This window comes from Rhodohalobacter mucosus (assembly GCF_003150675.1).
Classification (GTDB): Bacteria; Bacteroidota; Rhodothermia; order Balneolales; family Balneolaceae; genus Rhodohalobacter; species Rhodohalobacter mucosus.
In genome coordinates, this window is record NZ_QGGB01000009.1 from 177,589 (window position 1) to 199,161 (window position 21,573).

General features: G+C 46.9%; 21 protein-coding genes. 6 read left to right on the forward strand and 15 right to left on the reverse strand.

Features of this window, described 5'->3' with window-relative positions:
• Positions 1–14: 14 nt before the first annotated feature.
• Positions 15–776, reverse strand: coding sequence for a YebC/PmpR family DNA-binding transcriptional regulator (locus DDZ15_RS13580; RefSeq protein ID WP_109647651.1), 762 nt, complete (start codon positions 774–776; stop codon positions 15–17).
• A 206-nt stretch (positions 777–982) separates the two neighbouring features.
• Here DDZ15_RS13580 and bshA point away from each other — a divergent pair, with 206 nt between their 5' ends.
• The 3 genes from bshA (at position 983) to DDZ15_RS13595 (ending at position 5,391) form a co-directional block, all read left to right on the forward strand.
• Positions 983–2,131: an N-acetyl-alpha-D-glucosaminyl L-malate synthase BshA gene (gene bshA / locus DDZ15_RS13585; RefSeq protein ID WP_109647779.1), complete on the forward strand. Its 1,149-nt coding sequence runs from the start codon at positions 983–985 to the stop codon at positions 2,129–2,131.
• 1 nt (position 2,132) lies between these two features.
• A complete protein-coding gene (locus DDZ15_RS13590; protein WP_109647652.1) occupies positions 2,133–3,380 on the forward strand; it encodes a serine hydrolase domain-containing protein in 1,248 nt (415 codons plus the stop codon).
• A gap of 283 nt (positions 3,381–3,663) precedes the next feature.
• Positions 3,664–5,391, forward strand: coding sequence for a sensor histidine kinase (locus DDZ15_RS13595; RefSeq protein ID WP_158278721.1), 1,728 nt, complete (start codon positions 3,664–3,666; stop codon positions 5,389–5,391).
• Positions 5,392–5,632: 241 nt separating this feature from the next.
• Here the strand turns inward: DDZ15_RS13595 and sucC are convergent, their stop codons facing one another.
• Positions 5,633–6,841: an ADP-forming succinate--CoA ligase subunit beta gene (gene sucC / locus DDZ15_RS13600; protein ID WP_109647654.1), complete on the reverse strand. Its 1,209-nt coding sequence runs from the start codon at positions 6,839–6,841 to the stop codon at positions 5,633–5,635.
• A 159-nt stretch (positions 6,842–7,000) separates the two neighbouring features.
• Between sucC and DDZ15_RS13605 the strand changes: the two genes are divergently transcribed.
• On the forward strand, positions 7,001–7,543 hold the full coding sequence (locus DDZ15_RS13605; protein WP_109647655.1) for a hypothetical protein: 543 nt from the start codon (positions 7,001–7,003) through the stop codon (positions 7,541–7,543).
• 37 nt (positions 7,544–7,580) lie between these two features.
• Here the strand turns inward: DDZ15_RS13605 and DDZ15_RS13610 are convergent, their stop codons facing one another.
• The 3 genes from DDZ15_RS13610 to DDZ15_RS13620 form a co-directional block, all read right to left on the reverse strand.
• A complete protein-coding gene (locus DDZ15_RS13610; RefSeq protein ID WP_109647656.1) occupies positions 7,581–8,996 on the reverse strand; it encodes an NAD(P)(+) transhydrogenase (Re/Si-specific) subunit beta in 1,416 nt (471 codons plus the stop codon).
• Entirely contained in the window at positions 8,993–9,283 is a 291-nt protein-coding gene (locus DDZ15_RS13615; RefSeq protein ID WP_109647657.1) for an NAD(P) transhydrogenase subunit alpha part 2, read from the reverse strand. Before DDZ15_RS13615 ends, DDZ15_RS13610 begins: the two co-directional genes overlap by 4 nt.
• Before the next feature lie 71 nt (positions 9,284–9,354).
• On the reverse strand, positions 9,355–10,482 hold the full coding sequence (locus DDZ15_RS13620; RefSeq protein WP_109647658.1) for a Re/Si-specific NAD(P)(+) transhydrogenase subunit alpha: 1,128 nt from the start codon (positions 10,480–10,482) through the stop codon (positions 9,355–9,357).
• Between the two features lie 200 nt (positions 10,483–10,682).
• Here DDZ15_RS13620 and trxB point away from each other — a divergent pair, with 200 nt between their 5' ends.
• The gene (gene trxB / locus DDZ15_RS13625; protein WP_109647659.1) at positions 10,683–11,660 is read left to right on the forward strand and encodes a thioredoxin-disulfide reductase; all 978 of its coding nucleotides are present in this window, start codon (positions 10,683–10,685) and stop codon (positions 11,658–11,660) included.
• 146 nt (positions 11,661–11,806) lie between these two features.
• On the opposite strand, the gene DDZ15_RS13630 is transcribed toward trxB, so the two are convergent.
• Entirely contained in the window at positions 11,807–12,250 is a 444-nt protein-coding gene (locus DDZ15_RS13630; protein ID WP_158278722.1) for a DUF4342 domain-containing protein, read from the reverse strand.
• 90 nt (positions 12,251–12,340) lie between these two features.
• Here DDZ15_RS13630 and DDZ15_RS13635 point away from each other — a divergent pair, with 90 nt between their 5' ends.
• On the forward strand, positions 12,341–13,015 hold the full coding sequence (locus tag DDZ15_RS13635; RefSeq protein WP_109647661.1) for a magnesium chelatase domain-containing protein: 675 nt from the start codon (positions 12,341–12,343) through the stop codon (positions 13,013–13,015).
• A 14-nt stretch (positions 13,016–13,029) separates the two neighbouring features.
• Here the strand turns inward: DDZ15_RS13635 and DDZ15_RS13640 are convergent, their stop codons facing one another.
• The 9 genes from DDZ15_RS13640 to DDZ15_RS13685 all read right to left on the reverse strand — a co-directional run bounded on the left by DDZ15_RS13640 (position 13,030) and on the right by DDZ15_RS13685 (position 21,490).
• Complete coding sequence (locus tag DDZ15_RS13640; protein ID WP_109647662.1) at positions 13,030–14,832, reverse strand: recombinase family protein; 1,803 nt, start codon at positions 14,830–14,832, stop codon at positions 13,030–13,032.
• Between the two features lie 105 nt (positions 14,833–14,937).
• Complete coding sequence (locus DDZ15_RS13645; RefSeq protein ID WP_109647663.1) at positions 14,938–15,843, reverse strand: recombinase family protein; 906 nt, start codon at positions 15,841–15,843, stop codon at positions 14,938–14,940.
• 63 nt (positions 15,844–15,906) lie between these two features.
• On the reverse strand, positions 15,907–16,197 hold the full coding sequence (locus tag DDZ15_RS13650) for a hypothetical protein (RefSeq protein WP_109647664.1): 291 nt from the start codon (positions 16,195–16,197) through the stop codon (positions 15,907–15,909).
• 353 nt (positions 16,198–16,550) lie between these two features.
• On the reverse strand, positions 16,551–16,946 hold the full coding sequence (locus DDZ15_RS13655) for an HIRAN domain-containing protein (protein ID WP_109647665.1): 396 nt from the start codon (positions 16,944–16,946) through the stop codon (positions 16,551–16,553).
• 118 nt (positions 16,947–17,064) lie between these two features.
• Positions 17,065–17,313 (reverse strand): hypothetical protein, encoded by a 249-nt coding sequence (locus tag DDZ15_RS13660; RefSeq protein ID WP_109647666.1) that lies wholly within the window; start codon positions 17,311–17,313, stop codon positions 17,065–17,067.
• Between the two features lie 465 nt (positions 17,314–17,778).
• Positions 17,779–18,564, reverse strand: coding sequence for a hypothetical protein (locus DDZ15_RS13665; protein ID WP_109647667.1), 786 nt, complete (start codon positions 18,562–18,564; stop codon positions 17,779–17,781).
• Between the two features lie 402 nt (positions 18,565–18,966).
• Complete coding sequence (locus DDZ15_RS13670; protein ID WP_109647668.1) at positions 18,967–19,893, reverse strand: hypothetical protein; 927 nt, start codon at positions 19,891–19,893, stop codon at positions 18,967–18,969.
• Between the two features lie 239 nt (positions 19,894–20,132).
• Complete coding sequence (locus DDZ15_RS13675) at positions 20,133–20,825, reverse strand: hypothetical protein (protein ID WP_146198598.1); 693 nt, start codon at positions 20,823–20,825, stop codon at positions 20,133–20,135.
• A gap of 437 nt (positions 20,826–21,262) precedes the next feature.
• Positions 21,263–21,490: a helix-turn-helix domain-containing protein gene (locus DDZ15_RS13685; protein WP_109647671.1), complete on the reverse strand. Its 228-nt coding sequence runs from the start codon at positions 21,488–21,490 to the stop codon at positions 21,263–21,265.
• Positions 21,491–21,573 lie beyond the last annotated feature (83 nt).

Genomic DNA, 21,573 nt, shown 5'->3' on the forward strand with positions numbered 1-21,573 from the left:
ATTATGTACAGAACTCAGTCATTGTCATTCAGCAATGCGAGTGTCTCATCATCAAGTTTCATATTGGTGAAAATATTGGATACATCATCATTCTCGTCAAATTTATCCATCATTTTAAGATTTGTACGCGCGGTACCCGGGTCAGCGGCAATTTCAGTCGAGGGGATTCTGACCAGTTCGGCACTTTCAATATCAAAACCGGCCGACTCAAGATTCTTTCTGACGGAAATAAGATTTTCGCGTGTCGTAATAACCTCTAAAAAATCCTCTTCATTCACCACATCCTCGGCACCTGCATCAATCGCAGCGAGCATAAATTCCTCATCATCCAGTCCGTCTGATTTGACTTTGATAGAGCCTTTTTGCTCAAAGAGGTAGCCAACAGACCCGTCGGTACCCAGGTTTCCGCCGTGCTTTGTAAAAATATGTCGTATTTCTCCCACAGTGCGGTTCAGATTATTGCTGGTTGCCTCAATGAAATAGGCAATGCCGCCCGGCCCGTATCCTTCGTAGGTTACCTCTTCATAATTTCCGGATCCGTCATCGAGCTCTCCGGTACCCTTTTTGATGGCGCGCTCAATATTATCCTTGGGTAAATTAACCGATTTGGCGTTTTCGATGGCGAGAGACAACCTGGGATTTGAGTCTGGATCTCCTCCGCCCTCCCGGGCTGCCACTGTAATTTCCCGGATATGCTTGGTGAAAGCTTTGGCTCGCTTTGCGTCCTCACGGGCTTTTTTATGCTTGATATTGGCCCATTTCGAATGTCCTGCCATAACGTCGGGGAAAAATAAAATTAATAGTGTTTCAACAGGCCATAAATATAACGGAAAAGCGAAATTTCACCTAATCCGGGGCGTATTTCTGATTAAAACGATGAACCCGGCAGGGAGTGAATGAACGGGAAGAAAGGTTCACAGGTTGTCAGAGTGGAGACATCCCGGATCAGTTTTGTATATTTGGCAAAAATCAGATGAATAAAATGAATATCGGTATTGTTTGTTACCCCACGTTTGGCGGAAGTGGCGTGGTAGCCACAGAGCTTGCCAAAGGACTTGCAGACCGCGGCCACAATCTTCACATATTAAGTTACTCGCGCCCTGCACGGCTTGATTCATTTCGGACCGATATTACGTTTCATGAAGTGGATTTGAGCTCCTACCCGTTGTTTGAGTATCCGCCTTACGACCTGGCGCTCGCAAATTTGATGGTGAATCTGATACACTATGAGAAGCTGGATGTGCTTCATGTGCACTATGCCATTCCCCATGCTACAAGCGCTTATCTTGCAAAAAGAATTTTGAAGGATGAAGCTTCGCATGTGCCGGTAATAACCACTCTCCACGGTACAGACATCACACTTATTGGCAGTGATCCCAGTTATAAACAGGTGGTCGATTTCTCTATTAATCAGAGTGACGGGGTAACAGCGGTGTCAGAATATCTGAAGAAGGAGACCTACCGGCACTTTGATATCAAAAAGGATATCAAAGTGATTCCCAACTTTATCGATCTGAATCGTTTCAAGAAATCCAAAAAAGAGCATTTTAAAAAGGCAATCTGTCCGGAAGGCGAGAAAGTGGTTACCCATGTGTCCAATTTCAGGGAAGTGAAGCGCGTACCCGATGTCATTTCCGCATTCAGCCAGGTTCTGCAGAGCGGAGTAAAGGCAAAGCTGCTCATGGTGGGTGATGGCCCCGACCGACCCCGTGCAGAGCAGAAATGCAGGGAACTGGGTACCTGCGACCATGTCCGGTTTCTGGGTAAACAGGAGCAGGTTGAGGAGGTACTCTCCATTTCAGACCTGTTTATGATCCCATCTGGCAGTGAAACGTTCGGTTTGGCCGCGCTGGAGGCAATGAGCTGCAGTGTGCCTGTGGTAAGCTCCAATATCGGAGGCTTGCCGGAAGTCAACGTACATGATGAAACCGGATATCTTTGCGAATTGGGTGATGTGGACTGCCTGGGCCGCCGTGCCACAGCCATACTTAAAGATGAAGAGCTGCATGGCAGAATGGCTCAGGCAGCCAGAAAGCGGGCTGAAATGTTTTCGATGGACAAAATTGTGAGCAGCTATGAGGACTATTACAAAGAGGTGAAGGCGGGGCTTAATACAAGCGGTACAAGCTGATATGAGCCCGAAATATACCCTGTCATTATGGATCTGCTGCTGCACGTTGTTCATCTCGTGCAGTGCCAATCAGCCTTCAGAAGAGCGGTCGGATTACCCTGAGGCCGATTCACTGATACAGGCAGCGCTTTCCGAGGATCTTTTTACAGGAGCTGTTCTGTTAATTGCAGAGTCCGGTGAAATTGTTCACCATAAAGCGTACGGGTACGCAACCCTGTACGATGAGAGCCTGAGGGTGGTACCCAGTCCGGACAGCACGACTACCCGGCATCTGTTTGACCTGGCTTCACTGACCAAGGTTTTTGCGACAACGTATGCTTTTATGGCACTGCACACAGACGGTAAGATCAATCCGGATGCCCCTGTATCGCAGTATCTGCCTGATTTCAATACTCCGCAACACCGCACAATCACTGTCAGGCAGCTCCTTAATCACACGTCCGGGCTGATGCCCTGGTATCCGCTCTACTACAGAGCTGCCGGTTCAGACGATCTTATAAAGGAGATTCTTTCGTTGCCCCTCTCCGGGGTACCGGGTGAAGCAAGGCGATATAGCGATCTGGGCTTTATTGTGCTGGCTGAAATTGCAGAATCGATTACCGGCATGAGCTTTGATGAGTATCTGTATGACAGAGTCTACAGCCGGATTGGACTTGAAAAAACCGTTTACAATCCTCTTGATAAAGGAATGGAAGATCTCGTTTCTACCTCGCACGGGAACCCCTTTGAGCGCAAAATGGTGTACGAGCCTGATTTTGGATATCGGATTGATGTGGATCCGGATTCATGGAGAAATTGGAGGACGTATACTTTGCGCGGTGAAGTGAGTGACGGGAATGCATGGCACGCTGCCGGCGGAATGGCCGGCCATGCGGGGCTTTTTTCCACTGCCGAAGATCTACTGCTTCTGCTTCAAGCGGTCATTAACCCGGTTTCGGGATCGAATGACCCGATTTTTGAGGAAGAAACCATCCGTATGTTTACAGAACCTGACGAATTTGGTAATGGACTGGGGTGGGCAATGGAACCTTCCGCACTGCATGCAGAAACCCTTCCGCAAGGGGCAATCGGCCATACCGGGTTCACGGGGACCAATTTTGTAGCGGATCCCAATCCTGATGGCGGGCGTATTTATATCCTTCTCACCAACCGACAGCACGTTGGCGTAGACGGCGCCGGTTTGTATCCGGATTTACGTGAATTGAGGGAAAAAATGGCTAAATTGGTATTCGGAGAACAGCTTAGATGATCATTTGATGGGCGATTATGAGAAAATTTTCATCAACCATTTTTTAGGTTTGCTCATAATTAATTTTATATTAAAACACTTGATTGGCCTGTCGGTCAGGCACATAGAAATATTCATTAAATAGAGAATTGAACTGTCCGATAGTGCGTAGCACGCGACTGTTGTATGAAGCAGAGTGCACAGCGCGTCAATAAACGGCATGGTAGTTTCGAGAGACGTAAGAGAATGATTGCCATGCGGGGTAAATATAGCTTTGTATAAGTTGGCTAACTAAATGATACGATTGAAGGATAGGAGTAGCAGGCATACGCTGGCGCTGATTCTTCTATTCATCATTGCGGCGCTGTTATTACTTGTGCTCAATGATGTTGGAAGTCGTCTGCATTCCGGCGTACGCGCATACACTGCCGGTGAAAGCCAGTGGACCAAGGCTCAGAAAGAGGCTGCGCTTGCATTGGTGAACTATGCTTCGAGCGGCGATTTAGATGCATATCAGGCCTATCTGAACCATCTTGAGGTTATTGAAGGAGCCCGGATGGCCCGTACAGAACTGAATGCTCAGAACCCTGACTACGGCCTCATAAGAAACAGTTTTCTGAGAGCCGGGAATGAGCCGGAAAATATCAGGCATCTTATCTGGTTCTATGAAAATTACACCACCTTCCCTCAGTTTCAAAGAGCCGTTGATTACTGGATAGAAGGTGATGTGGTGATCGGGTTTCTGAATCAAACCGGTGAAGAACTATTTCAGCTAATCTCGTCAGATGATCTGACGGAACCCATGCGGCAGCGCTATATCAGCCGGATATATGAGATCGACGAAAGCCTTTCTGCCGCGGAAACGGGTTTTGCAGCCTCAATCCACAATTCAGCGGAATGGACGAGTACCCGAATATACTGGGTCAATTTCTTTGCAGTAATTCTGGCTTTCCTCGTTACAGGCAGCTATACCACCGTTCGTCTCGTTCAAATGGCCCGACGGAACAGGAAGCTGAATGCGTCCAAAAAACGTTACAGCAATGTACTGAGCCATTCCAGGGATATTATTTATCAGCTCGATATTAAAACGGGTAAATACAGGTATATGACCCCATCGGCCAAAAGCATATTGGGGTACGATGTTCAGAAGGTGAAAAACGGAGGAGTGGCCTTTATTATGAGCCTGATACACCCTGAAGATCAGGAGCGGGTCAGAGAGGATATTATTACTTACGGTGAAGAAAATGCTGAAGATAAGCTTAAAACGGATATTCAATTCAGACTTCGGAAAAAGAGTGGTGAATATATCTGGGTGAACAACAGGCGTGCACTTCTTAAATCATCAGAAGGCAAGCCAATTGCGATTGTAGGAAATGTGCGGGATATATCTGATGATAAAAACAGAATTGACTCATTGAATGAGTCGCTCAAAGAGAAAGAGACGCTTCTTTCCGAAATCCATCACAGAGTAAAAAATAACCTTTCGATCGTTTCAAGCCTTGTAGAGCTGCAGAAGAATTCGCCGGATGCAGGTTCTGAAAAAAGCTTCGATGAGATCCAGGCGAGAATTAAATCCATCGCGCTCGTACACGAAAAACTCTATGAGAATGAGACATTTTCCGAGGTGGATTTGTCGGATTACCTGGACGACTTGCTGAACATGATTCATTTCACATTCGATTCCGGCCACAAACAGGTCAACATTGACCGGGACCTGGATTCACTCTCAGTGAATATCAAACGAGCGGTTCCCATCGGCCTGATCTGTAACGAAATGATCAATAACTGTTATAAGTATGCTTTTGAAGGCAGAGATGACGGAAATATTAATGTAGTATTCAGGGTTAACGGAGAAAAAGCTGCTTTGACGGTTGAGGACGATGGAATCGGCCTGCCGGAAAATTTTGAGGAGATGAAGCAGCAGTCACTGGGAATGACGCTGATTGAGGTGCTCACGAAACAGGTTGAGGGAGAGCTTCACTATGAGAGCAATGAAGGCTCAAGCTTTACGGTTGAGTTTGGAATAAATTAGGGTACGGCTTCTGTTCGCGGGTTCTGTATGAAGGCGGGAGACAGAATCGAAGAAATTAAACATCCACTTCGTCCGGTGTTCGGTGGTCGTGGTCAGGCAAGTGAGAAATATAAAAAGCCCCGGTATTGATCGGGGCTTTGTTGTTTTCTGAAGCCGTTGGTTTGGTTCAATTTTTTGGGTGTGCCGCTACCCGGCGGGTACATATTAGAGTATTGTACCCGTGCGAGGTTAGGCTCCCCTGTCAGGCTGCAAGCACTTTGGAGACCTCTTCCGCTGCTTCCTTGAGCAGTACGGCTGATATTACATTCAGGTCGCTGTTGTCAATAATCTCTTTGGCCTCTTCAGCGTTGGTTCCCTGCAGTCGCACAATAATGGGAACGTCTTCCACTTTTTTGGCTATTTCAGGATCTTTGATTGCTTCAATCACGCCATTGGCTACCCGATCGCAGCGAACAATGCCGCCGAAAATATTGATAAGTATCGCTTGCACGTTGGGATCTTCGAGGATAATCCGGAATCCGTTCTTTACGGTTTCCACATTGGCCCCACCGCCAACATCGAGGAAGTTTGCAGGCTCGCCGCCTGATAGCTTGATGATATCCATGGTAGCCATTGCCAGTCCGGCGCCGTTCACCATGCAACCAACATTCCCGTCAAGTTTGATGTAGTTCAGGTCATATTTGGAGGCTTCCAGTTCTATCGGATTTTCTTCGGATGTATCGCGCAGCTCCTGAATATCCTTGTGGCGATAGGTCGCATTGCCGTCGAAGGTAACTTTGGCGTCCAGTGCCAGTACGTCTCCTTGGGGTGTTAAGACGAGAGGGTTAATCTCCACCATGTCGGCATCCTTTTCAACATAAAAATTGTAGAGCTTGTTGATAAACTTTACGGCCTTTTTGAAAGCATCTCCCTCAAAGCCAAGGGCGAATGCCAGCCTGCGCGCCTGGTTTGGTGCCAGATCCATTCCCGGCTCCACCCACTCTTTTACGATCTTCTCGGGTGTTTCCTCTGCAACGGTCTCAATTTCAACACCGCCTTCGGTGGATACCATAATCACATTCTGGCTTTTTGCGCGATCGAGCAGAATTCCAAGATAAAACTCTTTCTCAATGTCCACTCCATCCGTTACATAGAGGGTTTTCACCTCCTGACCCTCTTCCCCGGTTTGTATAGTTACCAGGGTATCTCCCAGCAGCGATTCAGCGGCATCTTGTACTTCTTCAATGGTTTTACAAAGAATGACGCCCTTTGCATTGCTCTTTTTGGTGCGGCCCTTTCCCCGGCCGCCGGCATGAATCTGGGCTTTTACAACAAACAGGTCCGTACCGCTTTCTTTCATTTCGCGGGCTGCTTCCACAGCCTCTTCAACTGAAGTGGCGGCTACACCATCGGGTACAGCAACTCCATACTCTTTAAAAAGCTCTTTGGCTTGGTACTCATGAATTTTCATAATGATAAATCAGGTTCTGTCAGCGTGTTCAGGTTAGAGTAAATTCGGGTCAATAATACCCAAATCGGGAAGTAAATAAAAGTTCGCCGGATCATTCATTGTAAGGGATTGGGGTTTTTTGATTCTTACAACAAAGAGGAATAAAAAATGAGAGGGATCATGAAACGAAGACGAAGACAGAAGGACATATGGTATAGTGAAATGAGAACGGCACGCGAAGTGCCCCTGTTTGTTCAGCCTGTAATTGCAGAAAAGTTGATCTCGGGTCTTAAGTGGAGCTGTGAAAACCGCGGACTTCGGATATACGACTATGCCATTCTGCCCGACCGGCTGTTAATTATCGGCAATACCGCATGGGGTAACCTAAGCGATGTGCTCGATTCATTCATGGAGTTTTCATCCAAAGCTGTGATGCTGATGCTTAAAAATGGGAATCCGAATCTTCAATCTTCATGGATGGTGTCGCTTATGATGGATGATAAACCCGGAGGAAAGCTTTCGGGGTCAGGAATCTGGCACAAGGAGGTGCTGAGGAATCACCTGTTCAGACAGGACGGCATTGATAGCGCATCGCAGCGAATACAGAACGCACCCGTGGCCATGGGTTGGGTCGTTAAAGCGGAGCATTACCGTTACAGCAGTGCATGCCCGGCAAATCCGCTGGAAGGGTGGATTGTGGAAGCGGTGGATCCCTGGAGCTGAACGCTTCAGTAAACCAAAGACCGCCGGAATGTGCTGTTTAATCCAGCTCTTTTATGGCAACCGCAAGGTCCTGAAGCGACTTCTTCGCATCCCCAAAAAACATCTGGTTCTTATCGCTGTAGAAGAGTTCGTTTTCAATACCTGCGTATCCCGGGTTCATACTTCTTTTAAACACAATCGTTCTCTTTGCCTCATCCACATCCAGAATAGGCATTCCGTAGATTGGACTGCCCGGATTTGTTTTTGCGGCAGGGTTTACCACATCATTGGCCCCGATGATCAAAACCACGTCGGTAGATTTGAATTCCGGATTTATATCGTCCATATCATAAAGCTGATCGTAGGGCACATCGGCTTCAGCAAGGAGTACGTTCATGTGTCCCGGCATGCGTCCCGCAACCGGATGAATGCCATACTTCACGGTAACACCCTTTTCCTCAAGCAGGTTGGCTACCTCTTTCAGGATATGCTGTGCCTGTGCCACCGCAAGACCATAGCCGGGTACAACAATTACCTTGTTGGCATAGGAGCACTGAATGGCGACATCGTCTGCAAAGGTCTGTTGAACGGATTTATCGCCGAGGTCCTGGCCGGGCCCGCCCTCATCACCACCAAACGCTCCGAACAGAACATTGAAGAGCGTGCGGTTCATGGCCTGGCACATAATGTTGGTAAGAATCAGTCCTGCAGCACCAACCAGCGCACCGCTGATAATGAGCAGGTTGTTTCCGAGAACAAAACCTGCCATGGACGCAGCAATACCGGAATATGAGTTCAGCAGTGAAATGACAACCGGCATATCCGCGCCTCCAATCGGCAATACGGTAAGAACCCCGATAAGCAGTGCGAGGCCGAACAGGCTCCAGAAAACCAGCTGATATTCCGGATCAACCGTAAACCATCCCACAAGGGCCAGGGCCGCTGCAGTCAACACAAGATTGATAATATTCTGACCGGGAAGAGCAATGCGTCCGCCGCCGATGAACCCTTTCAGCTTACCGAATGCAATAAAGGAGCCGGTAAATGTAATGGAGCCGATCAGGATACTGAGACCGGTTGTAATCAGTGCCTGCACTTCGAAAGACCCCGTTTCGAGCCTGCTAAACTCACCCCAGGCAACCAGTGCGGATGCACCGCCTCCAAATCCGTTGAAAACGGCCACCATTTCGGGCATCGCGGTCATTTTTACTTTTTTTGCAGCAAATGCTCCCAGAAGGGCTCCCAGTATGACGCCTGCTATAATGAACTCAAAAGAGATAATATCACGGTCGAACAGGGTTACGAATACCCCGATGAACATACCGATTGAGGCAAGCTGGTTTCCTGATCGTGCCGTTGCAGGCGACCCCAGACGTCTGATCCCTACAATAAAGAAACCGGTAGCAATAAGATAGATCAGCTGTATGCTGTTGGGAATATAGCTTTGAATAAAATCGGGAAGAAACTGACTCATTTGTCATCCTCCTTTTTTTTGAACATCTCCAGCATGCGGTCTGTGACCATAAATCCGCCCACAACGTTAATGGTGGCGAAAACAATGGCCACAAATCCAATCCACTGTGCGTAGACGCTTTCTGATCCGCCGGCAATGATGAGAGCACCGATAAGCGTGATGCCGGAGATGGCGTTTGCGCCCGACATCAGAGGCGTATGCAGAGTGGGGGGTACCTTGGAGATCAGTTCAAAGCCTACAAAGGAGGCCAGAACAAAAATGAACAGGTTAAAAATGAGATCTTCCATGCGGTTCGGTTTCTATCTTATTCAGTATTGATCAGTTGCCGGGTTTTATCTGCCGGCAGACTGCTAATGAGTTAGTTTAAATTATCTTTCACAAACGGGGAAACCAGTTCACCCTGATGTGTGACGGTCGCGTTGACGATGATTTGGTCCTCAAAGTTATATTCCGGTTTACCTTCCTTGATGAGAAGACTCAAAAGAGACATAAGGTTTTTTGAGTAAAGCTTGCTTGCATGAAAGGCCAGTGAACTGGGTATGTTAAATGGGGCCACGATCCTGACGCCTTGATGGACAATCGTCTCACCGGGTTTGGTTACTTCGCAATTTCCGCCCTGTTCGGCAGCTATATCGACGATAACCGAGCCGGGGCTCATGTCTTCAACCATGGCTTTGGTGACCAGTAAAGGTGCCGGCCTTCCCGGAATAAGAGCTGTTGTGATAACAATATCGGATTTGCGGACATGATCATGAATAACTTCGCGCTGCTTCTGTTTGTTTTTTTCCGATAGTTCTTTTGCGTATCCGCCTTCAGTTTCTGATGCTTCCTCGAGCGGAACATCGACAAATTTAGCCCCAAGACTTTCCACCTGCTCCTTGACGGCCGGGCGAATATCGAAAGCCTCTACAACGGCACCCAGCCTTTTGGCTGTTGCAATTGCCTGCAAACCGGCAACGCCGGCGCCCAGTACCAATACCTTGGCCGGGGGTATGGTTCCGGCAGCGGTCATCATCATGGGCAGATATCTATCAAGTTGATTTGCACCCATCAGGGCAGCCTTGTATCCCGCAATGTTGCTCATGGATGAGAGCGCATCCATCGACTGAGCGCGACTGATGCGGGGAATGGTATCCATGGCCAGTGCCGTAATGTTTTGAAGTTTTAAAAGCTCCACATATGTTTCATTTTGAAGCGGCCAGATAAACGATACCAGTGTGGCGCCTGCTTTCATTTTCCGTATAACGGGCTCGGCAGGTGCCTGAACTGCCAGCAGAATATCGCACCCTGATATAAGGGAGTCCCTGCTGTTCGAAAGAGTGGCCCCGGCTTCTGTGTACATCTGATCGGTGTAGCTCGAGGCTGTGCCCGCGCCGCTTTCGACGTGTACTTCCACTCCAAGCTTCACCAGGGCTGCAACCCCTTCCGGCGTAAGGGCGACCCGCTTTTCGTGCTGTTCTGTTTCCTTACAGACTGATGCAATCAAGAGAATACCTCCGTAACTTTTGTTCGCACTAAATTATCGAAAAAAAGATGAATTGCAACCCATCCCGGCAGAAAAGCGATTCAACAGTATCCATTTATTTCAATCGCGGTTTCTCTATCAATTTGATAAAGAACATCAACTGTATCAGGGCGGAAATTTTCGTAATTTAGCACGATAAGAAAAAAACAAAATTGCAGAACATGAAAGATATTGAAGGAAAAACATACGACGTGGTAATTGTTGGCAGCGGACCCGCAGGTTTGACTGCCGCGCTGTATGCTGCCAGAGCGGATCTCAATCCAATTATTTTTGAGGGACCTGAACCCGGCGGACAGCTGATGCAGACCACAGACGTAGAGAACTACCCGGGCTATCCGGAAGGCGTTATGGGTCCTAAAATGATGGAGGATTTCCGCCAACAGGCAAAGCGTTTCGGTGCAGACTGCCGCTACGGATATGTAACCCGGATCGATTTTGACAATCGTCCATACAAGCTTACGGTGGATGAAGAGGCGACCGTTTATGCTCATGCAATTATTATTGCGACAGGTGCTTCTGCAATGTGGCTTGATCTGCCAAGTGAACAGCGTCTACGCGGAAAAGGAGTAAGCGCCTGTGCTACGTGCGATGGGGCTTTTTTCCGGAATGAACATGTTGTTATTGTGGGTGGTGGCGATACGGCAATGGAGGAAGCAACATTTCTCACCAAGTTTGCAAGCAAGGTAACCGTGATTCATCGGAGGGATGAATTGCGCGCTTCCAAAGCGATGCAGAACCGTGCATTCGAAAACGAGAAAATAGAGTTTATGTGGGACTCTGAACTCCAGGAAGTAATGGGCGAGCAGGCCGTTCAGGGTGTAAAAGTTAAAAACAACAAAACCGGTGAGGTCACAACGCTTGAGGACGTAACGGGTGTTTTTATAGCGATTGGCCACAAACCGAATACGGATCTGTTCAAGGGTGTACTCTCCATGGATGATGTGGGCTACATTAAAACCAAAGGTCAGTCTACCGAAACCGACCTCCCGGGTATTTTTGCTAGCGGCGACGCTATGGATCCGATCTATCGCCAGGCCGTCACTGCGGCGGGAACCGGCTGCCGCGCTGCTCTTGATGCAGAGCGATATTTAGCTGATAACAAAGACGAGAAAGCAATCGCTCAGGAGCACTGGAAGTAGCCCCCTATTCGTCCGACGACTAAGGAAGAAACCCTGCTAAGATTACGCAACAATCAGTTGTCTGACGGATGCCGGACGGTCGATTGATTGGGGCGTTCGTGGATGGGGATTCTTCCAATCGTCAGTCGAGCGGGATTAACCAAATCTTAAGATTTCTTCTTTTTACCTACCGTTTTATCGGCCTCCCCTTTCTTTTTTGAAGAGGATTTTTTTGACTTCGACTCTTTTTTCTCCTTCTCTTTTGCTTCTTTTTCAACCGTATCATCATCGTCTTCATCAATTTCGATGATTTCCGCCTCCACTTCATACTCGTCGGTGGATTCATCGATCTCTTTTTCCACAAACACGCGAACGTCGCTTGCGTAAAGAAGAAGCGTTGAAATGGCCGTTAGAACCGGTGCGTAGAATGCAAAAAAGGCGGTTCCTGCTACACCGACGGTTAACTGACTCTGAAACAGAACCTTTCCATCCTTGTTTTTAACGACCACCCTGCGTGCATTGCCTTCCCTGATGAGGCGCCGGATCTGGGAGATGATTTCACTGACGGTACCCTGAATTTCTTCCATTATCGTTCTGCTGGAATTTTCCATGTCATGACCTCTTTTTTCAAAAAAATGTGTAAGGGATTTCGTATTCATGGTTCATACTACGAAAGGAGATAGATAAAGATTCAATAAATCATGCTGTCAAGAGTATACTGCGCGTCAACCATCGGGGTAGATGCGCGTCTTATCGAAGTGGAAGTGCACATGAGCGGTGGCGTGCCGAAATATTTTCTTGTGGGTCTGCCCGACCGTGCAGTGAGCGAGTCGAAAGACCGGATCGATGCGGCTCTGAAAAATGCAGGAGCCCGTTTTCCCCGGGGGCGGATTACCGTGAATATGGCACCCGCAGACCTGCCCAAAGAAGGAAGTGCTTTTGATCTGCCCATTGCGGTAAGCCTGCTGGCTGTTTCAGACCAGATTGTAACAGACAAGCTGCAGCGATCATTGATATTGGGCGAACTGGCGCTTGATGGAAAGCTGCGTCCGGTAAAAGGTGTGCTGCCGATGGCCGTGGAAGCCAGAAACCGCGGCCTGGAATATGTGCTTGTGCCGGAGGCAAACGGAAATGAAGCAGCCGTTGTGGATGGAATATGTGTTATGGGATTTCAGTCCCTCCAGCAGGTAATGGAGTGGCTGCAAAATGAGAAAAGCATGCAGCCTGTGCATGTAGATCCAAAGGCACTGTTCAAAAAAAACGGCCAGCAGGAACTGCTCGACTTTGAGGACGTTCGCGGACAGGAAAACGTAAAGCGTGCACTGGAGGTGGCGGCAGCGGGAGGCCATAACCTGATTACAGTATATATGGTTTAAAACCCGTCAAAATGTCAGCTGCTACTTTTCTGTGCGCGGATTTTGATTTTTCTGTCGGCCACTCTCTGTCGTTCCCTTGCGATGTCCTCTAGGGTAACATCACCACCCTCGATGGTAAGTACACTATCCAGTTGGTCGTTTATGATCACCAAAGTCCTTCGTACATCGTCCCTGAATTGTATTTCGAGGGTGGTATAGGTATAACCTTCCTCCTCTTCTACCCAAAACCCCACTTGAATTTGGTCGATAAGACGTTGCAACTTACTCCGCAATGCTACACGTAGGTTAATCCGTTCTTGTCCTTCTGCGTTGGATAATCGCTCGATTAAATCACTTATGTCTTTTAACCGCTGGGAGGTGTGTTGGGCCGAATTGGTTAATTCATTTATGCGGGATTCAAGGTCGGATTTTCTTTTTTCTAAGTCTTCCTTCTGCTCCTTCCTTTCTTTGTATCTGTTTTTAACTTCCTCACCAAGTTCCATGTTATCGAGAAGGTTCTCGAGTCCTTTCTCCACCTGCGTTAACTCCCCGTCCACCTCTTGGAGTTCTTTCTGGGCTGTAACAAGTTCGGTCTCTCTAGCCTCATTACCTGGTAGTATGTCTGAAGGATCAAGCCCTTTACAGTAGCGTAGAAGAATGGGTTCGACTATATCGTATCTGATCTTTCTGTCTTCCGTGCAGTTTAAGTTCCGGGTATTATCATCACAGCGGAGCTTTGGGCGGTTATCCCCCTTGTCAATGTACCGCATGGAATCCCCGCATGCAGCGCATTTGACTAAATGGACAAACAGGTTCTTGGCCTTACCTGTCTTTCCTCCTCCTCTCCCAGACTTCTTACGATTGATCTCAAAAACTGACTGGACACGATCAAAGAGTTTCTTGTCGATAATAGGTGGGAAATAGTTTTTGATGGGCTTACCTACAGGTTCGCGTTTTCTAGTTCCATCTTCCTTGAAGCTATTTGTGTGTGGCTGATACTCACCTAGAACACGTCTGTCTTTCAGGTACCTGTTAATAGTACTTCTCCTCCATCTACCGGATTTGTTCCGTTTACCTTTTGGGAAGTAAATGCCCTCCATTTGGTTTAACTCCCGTTCAATGCGGTAAGTCCCTTTACCGTTTGCTTTCATTTGGAACATTAACCTGATAGCCCCAACCACATTCTCCGGCTCACCTTTTTTATTTTTGTAGTTTTCATCCTTAACAATAAATCTCTCATCACGACTCTTGGACTCATCCCAATCTTTATTGTTCTCTAACCACATTGGGGTCATCCCAGAAATTTTTCCATTACCTTCTCGCGCCCTCTTTCTTTCCTGTTCCCGTTTATCAGTTATGAGTTCAGACTTCCGTTTACTCTCCGTGTAAGCTCGTTGTATTTCGCCAACTAACCTGTAGATAACACCTGCGTCATTGTTAAACTTATGTAGGGTTATTTCTTGGGCAGTAGAATCCAGAACAACAATGGTTACACCTGCTTCCAAAATCTGAATAAACAATTTTTGGGCCTCGGACTGTTTTAGTCGAGTCAACCTATCAACAGATTCAATGATCAATAATGAACCTGAGGGTATCTGGCCTTTGTCGATCTTGTCAAGAAATTTACCTAATTCACCATGTTTAATGTGCTTACCTGAATAACCCGAAACCCCAAGATCACGTAATGGGACTAATTCAAATTCTTTACCATCTTCTTCCTTTAGATGCTTTAAATACTTGTTGGTGGCCTCAATTTGACGTCTCTCGGAATCTCCTTCCGCTTGTTCGGGTGTGGAAAACCGGATATACGAGTACGCTTTGGGTTTGATTGGTTCCATGACTGGTAGGTTTAATATGGAGTTAAAAATACTTGAATAATTTAGTAATACGAACACCGGCCCCGGATGGAGTTAACCGCTCTGCGTGCCAGAGAGCCACTAATCTCACAGTCTGTCAAGCACGTCTTGGGTGGGGTCTGTGAACTCGTCATGGCCGGGGATGATTAATTCCTTGGCCTCCCGGAGTTTGGCCAGCAGCTGCTTCCTGTGAAGAACTTGTGAATCAATGGGGGGTTCCAGGCCCATGTACACATTTAATTCCTCCGCCGCTTTCCGCATCTCAGGAAGGGAGGGAGTGCGTTTGAGGGAAGGCTTGGACTGGCCCTCACTATCGGTAAACCGCAACCAAATCTTCCGAACCTGTGCCGAATGAAATTTCTTCCCTCTGCGGGTACGGTATCCCTCCTCATTCAACTTGTCCGCGATGGACTGGTAACTCTGTCCCTCCTCCCGCAGGGGCCTAATGAAATGGTAGGCATGGCGGGTATTGGTATCTGTACGGGCCTTACGGGAAATAGCGGCCCAAGCCTTTTCCCGGGCCCCAGGGGGAAACGTGCCCTGCTGGTTCCCCCATTCCCCGGACTGGTACTTCTCAGACTGGCGGATACCTTCCTTGGTACGTTTGGATATGATCTCTGCTTCATGCTGAGCCATAGTGGCCATGACTCCCAGCACCATGGTATTGTTGGCCTCGGGCAGGTCAACGATGGTGAAGCCGACTCCGGCCTGGTCCAGTTCCTCCTTTAGTGTAAATAGGAATTTGACGTTCCTGCTCAGGCGGTCCAGCTTGGCCACCAATAACGTGGCCCCCTCATCCTTGCACAACTGGATTGCGGATTTAAGGACCGGCCTGTTGCCGTTGGTTCCGCTTTCTACTTCCGTGAACCTGTCAATGACTTCGGCAGCTTTACCTTTCAGGAACTGGTTGACGGATTCCTCTTGGGCCTTTATACCGTTACCCTCTGCTCCTTGGTGTTTGGTACTGACCCTGTAATATGCGACGTATTTCATGGCGTTAGGGATTGGTTGGTATGGATAAGAGCCAGTAACCCATTCACAGGTTACTGGGACAGTTTATTTGAATGAGTACTTTCCTTCCTTGTCCTCCTGTACCAACTTCTCAAACTTGTTGTACTTGGGGTTTTTGGAATCCGACAGGATGACGTTGGCCGTGGCCTCCGTGATTCCTTTCTTAATCAGCACATTCTTCAACTCCTTACGGGTTTTGTCTCCTTTCTTGATCAGCGGAGTAAGGATTTCCCGGGCCTGTACGGCCATGGGTTTCTTCTTGGGGGTAGGCTTTTTGCTGCTGGCAGTTTTCTTTTTGGTTGTTTTTTTGGCGGTATTGGTTCTTGCTTTTGACATAACGTGGTAGGTTTTGTTATCTGTTCAAGCACCTGTTTTGTAGGTACTTAGTTCGTCTTATAAGCAAGTAAACAAGATGATTGCCAAGATACAACGGAAATGTTACGGACGTAACAATTTTGTTATAGACTACCCGGACCCTGAAAAAACTGTGTAAGGGATTGTCCTTTTTTGGTTCTTACTTATATGGAGGAGGCCCGGTTATCATATCTTTGCACCCAAGCAGCAGACGGGAGAATAACACTTGAGGAGTGGTCGGAATTACTGGGGTACATGGTACTTGATCCTCAAATTTGGGAAATGATCAGGATGGAAGGGATACTAAGAGGAATATTTAGATAGTTTGAACAAATTCATTGTACAACCTGCCGAATTTCGATAAATACTTCAGTATGGCGCTTGTAAACGGATAGTACTTTCGCAAAAAGTTCTTCCTTCTCTAAAACCTTGAGAACTTTCTTGTTTTCATCTTTTGGTATATACCCAACCATCTTCCCTTTAAGGTTCCTAACCTCAATTGCATTTTTATCGTACTCGTTACCTGGGTCGTGAAAAAGTTCAACATAATCACCTGGTCTAACCTTACCGCTATGGTGCGGTACTCCTGCTACACTACATTCATAAAACTTTTTTGACTTAGACTCATCGTAATACTTCTTTTTTTCTTCGGGCGACTTCTTTGGAAATAGAAACACCATCAAGAGGTAAAGGACGATCAATACTATGAAGATTGTAGATACAGTATCCATTTTTTTATATCTAATTGTATCTAAATCTTAATAAAACCTTTTGTTTATACCCAAATTAAAATCTGCTTCCTTAGTTTAAAATCCCCACCCACAGTTAACGTGAGCAGGGAATAGTTGTTTACGGAAGATAAATTCGGTGCATCTGCACCTCTTCTTTTTCCTTAATACCAATGATACGGGTAGGTACCACCGGTTTTTCTATGAGGTAGAACCTCTGACCGTCGTCAGTTCTGTAGATTTCTCTTACAGAACCATCTGATAAGGTCATTTCATACTCCGGCGAAGTTAAATCACCAGACACGCTCGAGGTGAACGATGCCTCCCCTTGCGTATTAGTTGTATTTTGGTTAGATTTTAATTGATGCATATAAATATTGATTATATGTGAATATTTCATGGCTTAAGCCGCCAAGCAAATAAGCCATCTGTAGATATTGATTACCTACCTCTTAAGTATCAGCAAAAACTATACCTAGCGCTTAAATCCTGCCATATTAGAAGGAATTATGCGCTTTTTTTATGCTTTTGCGCCATATCGTCACCTCTAAAACTTAATGTCATTTAGGCATATGGGGCGGATCACCTAATTTATTTATCCCACCTGATCGTAATAACCTTTGTTTTCTGCATGATTCGTAGGGTTCCGTCTAACGAACTTTACATAATGTATCTTATACAACATTCAAGTGTCTGAAAATAATAGACTTGAATAATCCCTATTTGACGAAATTTTAAGCAACTCAAAGTCGTAAGGTGGGGTATGTGTACGGGATAGTGGAGGGAGTACGAGAGACGTGGAATCTCGTGGTCATATAAACAAAGCAGGGGTAACTTACCCAAGGCCCAAACGCTCCTTCCGCAACCAAGCCGGATCGGTCTCCACACTGGGTATTTCATCGGACAGGGAGCCAAGGGACAGGTCAAAGTCCTCCAGTTCCAAGGAATCGGGGCCAGTTGGTGGGGTGGCAGCCCCCTGTGATTTGGTATTATTTTCTTGCCTGAGGCGGATTCGTGTCTTCTCAGGTTCTCTATCTCCCTCACCCTCCCTATTGGTACCAACTCCCTCTGCGGTGTAGTCACCGGTAACCATGTGGGAGTCTATGAAGGACTGCACTTGTGGGGTAAACGTGTGGTCAGGACTGGCGGAGTATATCTTGGCCTGTAGGGCAACGTAGGTCTTCAGCTCTGTAGTGGACAAGGCCTGTAGGCCCTCGTTTATCTGCTGCTCCATTTGGTACCCCTCGCTCTCTTTTTCCCTGTCTTGGTACTCCCGTAGCTTGGCGGCAATCTTAGCCAATAGTTCGTAGGTGGAACGGGCTTCCCGTATGGCCTCCAGTTCCAGCCGCCCGTAACCTTTGTCTTGGGCCTGGTCCATGATGGTTTTGGTGCGGTCCAGGAGGGACTTTATCCCATCCAGTATTCCCTCGGAATGGCGCTGGGCGTCTTGTTGGACCGTACGTACCAGTTTCTCAGGGAGGTGGTTAAGGGCATGGCGCCGGATGACTTGGTAGTCCAACCCGTACTTTTCACCTATTTGGGTGTATGGGATGTTGGCGACGATGTCCTTTTCAATGTCTTTGGTGTCTGGGTGACTGCATACCCGGCATACTTGTGGCATTTGTTTGGGGGTTTAATTCATGTTTGGGTGTGGGTGGTTGGTAGTGAAGGGGTTCCCCTTTTGGTATAGGCAGGTGGAGGAACAGCCCAGTGGGAACCCCACAGTGTAAACTGCATGGGATACGTCCATAGGTAGCACTTGGCTGAGTGGACGGAGTATCCAGTGGGGTATTCATTGCATGTTAGAGTTCCCATTTATTGCATGTTTAAAAAATCGCGCTGTCCAAACGAAGTGAAGGACGTTACGCTATCTTAAAAGTTCTTATTTCGAAGCTTATATGAGTGTATAGTATATCTATGGAATCGTGCATTACGGAATTGGGATTTGGACCTTACGGATTTGGAAAATGAAGATTACGGAATTGGGATTTGAACATTACGGAATTGGTTTTCGAGTATGTGTTTATCCATCATATAGAAACTTAGGCCTCAAATAGACTTTAAAAATTGGTTTTGTCTGATGGACTCTTTCCACCAGTCCCAAGTCCACCAATTCACTGACTATTTCTCTTGTGTCTGTATAGGGGGTACGTGCCAACTGGAACAACTCCTTGAGGGTTGTATTGCAAATGTCCCACTTTCGATCACTGTACTTTTTAGTGTCCAACTCTAGGGTCTCAGAGTTATAAAGCTCATTATCATAAACCTCATCAAGTGTTTTAATCCTTATACCTTCAATCTGCTGGTAAGCATCGCGATCAAAAAATGCTTTTGAACGCATAGCCCAATACAACGCCTTTGCTTTACGGCTCAATTTGGCCCAAACTCCGCTATCAATAATGCAGGAGTGAAAGGTTATAAATTCGGTTGCCCACTTATGTGGGTCGAGTTTTTCAGATCCATACCGGTAGAATGCCGGTAAATATTCATGACCACGACGTTTACCATCCTTCCATTCTCGAACCTGCAGAAAAGGAACTGGAATCTCATCCTTTATATTAAACATGACATTTACAAGACGTATGATTCCTTTGTCAACAGCACCCGGCCATATACCTGCAAGTTTCCCAATGTTCTCCCTAGAAATTCGTACCCACTTAGTATCGTCCCTAAAATCGGCTCGGCAACATAAAACTGGATAGATTGCAACTGCATTTTTATATCTACCGAAATTCCAATCCTGATCAAGTTTCGGAAGGTAAATATGCTTTACCATGTTCATTTCCTCTTTGTCCTTAAACTGTACTTCTTTCGGTCTATCATAGATACTGGCAAAATATTCTTTCTGCTTTTGCTTCTTATTCTCGACACTATCTTTTTTCTGCCGTTTGACGTCAGATATGACTGCATTGTACCAGTCAAATTTGGGTCTTCTTTTAGTGCGTTTCATGTGTGTTCTCCAGCGTTACTGTTCCCCTTTTAATGAAGGACAAGGAAGGGTTGGGGAGAACAACCAACCTTTTCGGCGTGCACTGCCTATCCTGTCCAATACCAGTGTCAGTAGAAAAAACAGGCCGAGGTTATACCAACCCCGACCTGTACAAATTGGAACCACTATGTCAGGTGGTCCCTCGGAGACAAAAGCAACCCAGTCCTGTCAAAAACACGGGTGCACTTTATTGAGTGTTATCAGACCTCTTGGAGTTCTGTTACGGGTTTGGCATCCTTAGGCCAGTTGGGGTTTTCGGGGTATCCTTCACATTCAAATTTCGCCCAGCGCCAAAGCCCTTTCCTATCCACACCCCCGGGATAGCCTGGAACGTGGGTGCCTTCCTGTTCTGCTTTCTTTACCCGTTCCTCATGCCACTCTCGTTGCCTATTGTTTAGGGCCTGACGAGTGAGTCCGTGTTCCTTCTTCCAAGCATCACTCATTTGCTTGTAGTGAAAGAGTGTCATTAGGTGGTAGGGGGAGGTTGGTTCATCAATAAAGGGTACGCCCTTAGACGTCCTGTTTATCTTCTGGCCGTCAATCCCCCCATCTCTATCACTCATGCCAATGGGGCCGTACTCAAGCATGATTGAACTGCGTTCCCTTGCTTTCTTCTCCTTCTCCTTTTCGATGAGTTCCCTTAGGTAATTGGCCTCTTGGATTCGGACATCAAGTATGGCTTCCCTCTCTAACCTAAGTTTGAGTAATTCAAAAGGCCACTCTTTTGGGGGTTCCAGAACCTTACCATCCCTGACTTGCTGCTTGGCCCATGTTTTGAACCGTTTGTGGAGTTCTAAAAGTTGCTTTTTCATACCCGGAATAAGGGCCAGTTTCCATTTCCCGTTGTAGAGGTAGTGGTAATCACGGAGGGGGTTACCCACAAGTTCTACCAATGCTCCTTTGGGATTAGACAGGATTGAGCTGTCCCGGAAACTCCGGTTACGTACGGATTTATTGAAAACTGGTGATTTAGACATTGCCGTCCGTAGTGCCGAGTCATAGATAGGATGGACTCCTTCCGGGTATCGCCTGTCATCACCTTTATGCTTGGTTCGTCTCATGTTCTATTCATTATTTAGGGTTAATGCCTAAGGGGTATAGCATTTCGGGTTCTTTCCGGGTCATATCCGGGCTCTCAGACTGAGTTTGTAGCTGCATACCAGCCGGCAGGAGCAGATCGGAGCCCTCGGGTTTGGACTGTTGCTCTACGTACCCGGATTGCATTATTTGAAGTTTGAATCCATCGTTCATATGTACCTCCTTCTAGAAGATTATCAATAGGGTTAAGATCACGAACAGCACTGCACAGTATAGGATCGAGTTGGGGGGTTTAGGACTCCGCATGGTACACACCATTTGATATGATGATTGCCATGTCTTCCGTCTTCCGCCAGTCAATGGGTCCAAGGATGGATTCAATACGCTTGCGGGTTATTTCCTGGGGGATGGTTTTCCCCCTTTCAATATTGCTGATGGTCATATTGGTAACCCCGCATACCCTTGCAAGGTCTTCCTGACTCCAACCGTTTTTAATCCGTGCAACTCTCAGTGTGTCCATGTATATTTTCACGATTATGTCTAAGTTTCATAGACCATAATATTTGTGAAAATTAAAAACAAAGTTCTCACTTGTATTTTTTA